Source organism: Chryseosolibacter indicum, assembly GCF_018598585.1.
Classification (GTDB): Bacteria; Bacteroidota; Bacteroidia; order Cytophagales; family Cyclobacteriaceae; genus Chryseosolibacter; species Chryseosolibacter indicus.
Window position 1 is genome coordinate 1 of record NZ_JAHESD010000111.1, and the last position, 5,034, is coordinate 5,034.

At 42.8% G+C, this 5,034-nt stretch carries 6 protein-coding genes; 4 read left to right on the forward strand and 2 right to left on the reverse strand.

Features of this window, described 5'->3' with window-relative positions; all coding sequences use genetic code 11:
* Nucleotides 1-251 (reverse strand): hypothetical protein (locus KK060_RS24175; protein ID WP_254157746.1); only part of this gene is annotated, 251 nt, incomplete at its 3' end.
* Between the two features lie 411 nt (nt 252-662).
* Between KK060_RS24175 and KK060_RS24180 the strand changes: the two genes are divergently transcribed.
* Together KK060_RS24180 and KK060_RS24185 are read left to right on the forward strand one after the other, a co-directional pair.
* Nucleotides 663-1,238, forward strand: coding sequence for a hypothetical protein (locus tag KK060_RS24180; RefSeq protein ID WP_254157748.1), 576 nt, complete (start codon nt 663-665; stop codon nt 1,236-1,238).
* Nucleotides 1,239-1,498: 260 nt separating this feature from the next.
* Nucleotides 1,499-1,663: a hypothetical protein gene (locus KK060_RS24185; RefSeq protein ID WP_254157750.1), complete on the forward strand. Its 165-nt coding sequence runs from the start codon at nt 1,499-1,501 to the stop codon at nt 1,661-1,663.
* Between the two features lie 9 nt (nt 1,664-1,672).
* On the opposite strand, the gene KK060_RS24190 is transcribed toward KK060_RS24185, so the two are convergent.
* On the reverse strand, nt 1,673-2,701 hold the full coding sequence (locus KK060_RS24190) for a helix-turn-helix transcriptional regulator (protein WP_254157752.1): 1,029 nt from the start codon (nt 2,699-2,701) through the stop codon (nt 1,673-1,675).
* 310 nt (nt 2,702-3,011) lie between these two features.
* Here KK060_RS24190 and KK060_RS24195 point away from each other — a divergent pair, with 310 nt between their 5' ends.
* Nucleotides 3,012-3,572, forward strand: a complete 561-nt coding sequence (locus KK060_RS24195) for a hypothetical protein (RefSeq protein ID WP_254157754.1) — start codon at nt 3,012-3,014, stop codon at nt 3,570-3,572.
* A gap of 45 nt (nt 3,573-3,617) precedes the next feature.
* Nucleotides 3,618-3,872: a hypothetical protein gene (locus KK060_RS24200; RefSeq protein WP_254157756.1), complete on the forward strand. Its 255-nt coding sequence runs from the start codon at nt 3,618-3,620 to the stop codon at nt 3,870-3,872.
* Nucleotides 3,873-5,034: the final 1,162 nt, after the last annotated feature.

Sequence of the window (5,034 nt, forward strand, 5' to 3'; positions counted from 1 at the left end):
GTGCTGAGGAATTGTATTTTACTAAAGCTAAAAAATTCTTCGCAAAGCTTCAATCCCTCCCACCCTGATATTTTCCCAAACACGCTATTCTCTTTCCGAAGGGTATGGTTTTCTCGCGTGAGGGATTGAGCGGCATGTTTGAGCCCGAAGTGGCCTGGCGCGATGACTGGCGAGTAGCGAAAGCCTCGACCTGAGCTGTGTTGGCCTGGTGTGTTGGCGGCGAAGGGCACGCCCAATTTTCTTTTACTCATGTAGTACTTCAAAAGTATACGGCATCACTATCCTTTACTGATTTATCAGCTCCAAAAAATTGTCTTTTACGTGTTAATAGCTCACTGTAAGCTATAAGTCACCCACCAGTAACCTATGAGAGTGCCTGGGGGATGCCTGCGGTTACTCCCGCGTATCCTTCGGTCAGAACGCTTGTAACTGAACATCACCGAAGGCATGTAGGGGTCATTTCCCAGTCACTCTAACGCTATTCTCTTGCCTTACAGCAGGTTATCAGTTTTAAACCATAAAGGGTTACCGAAGAAAAAAATCATAAAAAAAAATTGAATTTATCTTAGATCCGCACGTAGCATGCGGTGTATGCCAATAGTTTTGCCTCATCAATAAAAAAAGAACGTTTTATCAACCCTTAAACTTTAAACATTATTACCATGGGAAAAGTGAGAAATAACGCTCTTATGAGGGGCTTTAGCGGTGCCATTGGCGATGACCTGGTGCTGCGCCAGCTTGACAAACAAACTATTTTTTCACGCCGTGGTGTTGTGAAAAAAAAGCCGTCGGAGCAACAAACCGCAAACCGGATGAGGTTTGCTGAAGCCGCGCTGTTTGCTGCCAGTAAGTTAAAACAACCTAAAGCCAGCCTGGAGTATAAAATTATGGCGGCGCTCCAGGGGCACAGGACTGCGCAACTTGCTGCAATATCAGACTTTCTGAACGACCCGAAAATTGCTGGCGTTGACCTGAAGGAATATAATGGACGTGTGGGTGATGTGATTGGTATTATACCGGAGTTGCCGTATAAGATCATTGCCATTGATGTGCAGATCTTTGCTGCTGACGGCACCTTGCTGGAAGAAGGGAAGGCCGTGGAGCATGAACTGAACTGGAAGTATATCGCCACCGTTGTAAACCCCATGACAAAGGGAACTACAATAGCGTTTGTTTCTCACGACAGACTTGGAAAGACAACAGCGTTTTCATCATTTTTGAAGGGAAAGAATGGCTAGCGAATCAGTGTATTTTTGGATTACAGCAAGATGAAGGCACCCGCTGCAGAAGTACGCGTGTTTGGATTACAAAAAGCCACACCACTGAAATGCAGAAAAGCTCCTTCTCTGCGCTTTAAATTCAGCAATTCCATAGGGAAAGAGATTGTTTCAAGCCACTTCGCATCCCTCCTCTTCTGGTCCCCCGGTTGGCTGCAGGACAAGGTGCCATGACGCATTCCTGCAAACCTGATTATTCTTCATCCGCGCGAGGACATAGCATGACATTGTACGTCGGCAGGACGAAGAAATCTCCTTCCGCTAAAGCGCAAGATTACCTGGTGAGTCTGGCTGTTGAAGAATATAATATATTTCATTATAGTACAAAGATGGTAGGTATCCGAAATGGCGATGTAGCTATTTCTTTTGTACTGCCTCACCGTTAGTAATTATGCTCACCGGTACAACTCCAGATTTTCTTTCAGCATTTCTTTCAGCTCATTTCTTAGACTTTCAGGTTCAAGCACTTTTACCTGGGCACCAAAAGACAGAAGCATTTGCAACAACTCGTAGTTAGGTATAAGCTGCAGCGTAACAACAATACCTTCATCGGTATCGCTCACAATTTTTTGTGTTGCATGCAAATGTTGTGTTTTGATGTAGTTGCCCTGAAGAGGAGAAAACCACAAGCGGATTTCCTTTACTCCGGTATTGTTAATGGTAATACCAATGGTATGATCAAAATATTTCTGTACATCATTGCCTTTATAGGGCTTAAACGCCATCTTAACATTACTGATGCTTTCGATCCGATCAAGGGCCAGGATAAGCTTGCCTCTTCTTTTCTCGCTATAACCAAGCAAATACCACCTGAATTTATATTCCTTTAAAAGGTAGGGATGGAAGATATGTTCGCTTACCTTATCGTTATCAAATTTCTTATAAAGAATATGCAGGGGTTGTTGTTTGATAATGGCCTGATATAGCTTATCAAAATGTTCAACGCCTTTGGAGTAAGGTACTTTTTCAAAATCGACCACGGGATAGCTGACGCGCGATCGCTTTGTTTTAAGTTGCTGCATTATCACTTTGTCGAGCTTATCAAACATACCTTCAACTTGCTTCAATATTTCAGCGCCACGGAAACGTTTAAAAGACTCAACAATAACTTCAAAAGCTTCGATCTCTTCAGATGACAGAGGAAGCTTGTCAAGGGTATAATCCGGATCTGTATAATAGTAGCCTCGGTGCTTGTGTGAATATTGAATGGGCGAAAAGTAACCCAGGCGTTTATCATACCGCATCGTTTCCATATCGCCTTCAATAGCTCTTTTTTCTACATGTATGTCGTAATCGGCAAGTGCTTGCTGAATGTCTTTAATACTTGGATAAGGCTTTCGCTTATTGGTGAGGCATTCATTAATAACCTTATAGCGCATAAAGGGAAATTTTCCTACAGGCATGGTGAACAGTCTTTTTTCCAAAAATATAATTTTTAAATAATTCTTCTCAATCCTTAAAAGGGAGGTGTTTCCAGGTAAGGGCTTTTCAGAAAAAAGAATGTTGTAACAGGCGACGTTCTGAGCTATTATTTTTTTAAAAAAAAGTCCACTTCAGAAGATGCTTAAATACAATTAGTTACCATTTTGAAAAACGTTCTTTATAAAGTTTTTTAAAAAAACATCAAGTAATTTTTAACTCCGCGCGTAGGATGCGGAGGGCGAAAATACTTTTGTGGTATCACACTGCAGGTGATCGAATTAAATGTTAAACTTTTAAAAAGCAATTTAAAAAATGGGTAAAATCCAAAACAACATTGTCACTAAGGGATTTAGTGGCAAGTACAGCGAAGATCTTATGTTTCGCCAGATTGACAAGAAAACAACGTTTTCAAGAGTAGGTGTTAACACAAAGTCACCTACAGCACAGCAAACTGAAGTGCGCAAAAAGTTTACGGAGGCTTCATTTTTCGCCAGTGGGGCCATTGATAACCCTCAAACTTTTGCGGATTACAAGACAATGGCTGAGCTGCAAGGGCTGAAGAGTGCGTATATCGCAGCACTGACTGACTTCCTCACAGAACCTGAAATAGGTGGTGCGTTTACCGCTGGCTATAAAGGACAAGTTGGGGAGCTGATCAACATCGTCCCAAAAGTACCTTATAAGATTACAGAGATTGATGTAAGCATTTTGCGTCCTGATGGCGCCGTGCTTGAATCGGGTAAGGCGCAACCTAGCGTGGAAAATTGGAAGTATGCCGCGACAGTAGCGAACGCTGCAGTTAAAGGATCTAAACTGGTACTGGTGGCGCGTGACCGACAAGGAAGAGAAGTTACGTTTGAGCAAGTGCTATAATGGTTGCCTTCTCCGATGAAATTACGTGAAACTTAAATTTAACGTATGACAAAAGTAAACTCAAATTCTATGAATGTGGTTGCGCGGGTGAAAGCCCCCACACCAAAGTTCTTCAAAGTATTGCGAACAGTAGGGCTGGCGTTGGCTGCCGCAGGCGGAACATTGCTTGCCGCACCAATCGCGCTTCCCGCTGCGGTGATAACCATAGCAGGGTATGCTACCGTAGCAGGTAGTGTGATGACTGCTGTGAGTCAGACTGCAGTACAAGAAGAAAAAGAACCTGGCGAGCAGGTAAAATAACATACTGAAAAATATATAATCAATTTTATTGAAATGGGTCAATATGACTTCCAGCGTCAGACTGATGATCAGTCTGACGCTTTTTTTGTTTGTAACAGGAAGGTAATGGATGGCGTATTAAGGAAGGCGCAGACATTTCCTTTAATATCGTCATTCCCCGCCTGTGATAGAAGTATGACATACAAAACGAGATTGCGAGGGATCCCCTGGCCATGCAATAGATGCTATGAAATGCAGTTGTCTGGATGTACTCTTCAGGAGTTGCAGTTTCCAAATCAATACACCAAACTCATTCAGCAGGTCTTTCTCTTCTTACTTTTTTGCTTGATCAAAAAAGTAACAAAAAAATCAAGACGAAAAAATGCTTCAGCCGCACAAGGCCGGGACACGGCCCACTTTTTCGTCAGGCCATCGCGCGGGGTTTCTCAGCTTAGATTTGGTAATGGAAAGAGTGGGATTAAGGAAGGCGCAGGCACCTCCTGTAACATCGTCATTCCCCGCCTGCGATAGAAGCTATAACAAACAAAACGAAATTGCGAGGGAATCCCCTGGCCTTGTGATAGGTACTATGAAATGCAGTTGTCTTGATGGTGACTACTCTTCAAACTTAGATTCTAACTAATGCTGATGGGTTACGTGAGCGATGGCCTCACAAAAATGCGGGGGCGTCCCGGAAAGTGTGATGGGCAGCATATTTTTGTGTGCCTTTTTTCTTTGCGAGCGTTTCTTTTTGGGCAAGCAAAAAGAAATGCGAATGATGAAGGTGAATAATTATATCTGATAAATCTTGAAGAAAACAGATAAAGGTAGAGCCAGAAGGCAATTGTACCAGAAAGCATCAAAAGTTGGATGTGTACTAGTTATGAAGACAAACAAAAACACCTCTTAAAGCTTGCAGATTCTAAATAACACATCAAGCTCATTCGGCAGGTCTTTCTCCTCCTTACTTTTTTCCTTGATGAAAAAAGTAACAAAAAAATCAAGACGAAAAAATGCTTCCACCGCACATGGCCGGGACACGGCCCGCTTTTTCGTCGGGCCATCGCGCTGGGTTTCTCAGCATAGATTTGGTAATGGAAAGAGTGGGATTAAGGAAGGCGCAGGCACTTCCTGTAACATCGTCATTCCCCGCCTGCGATAGAAGCTATAACAAACAAAACGA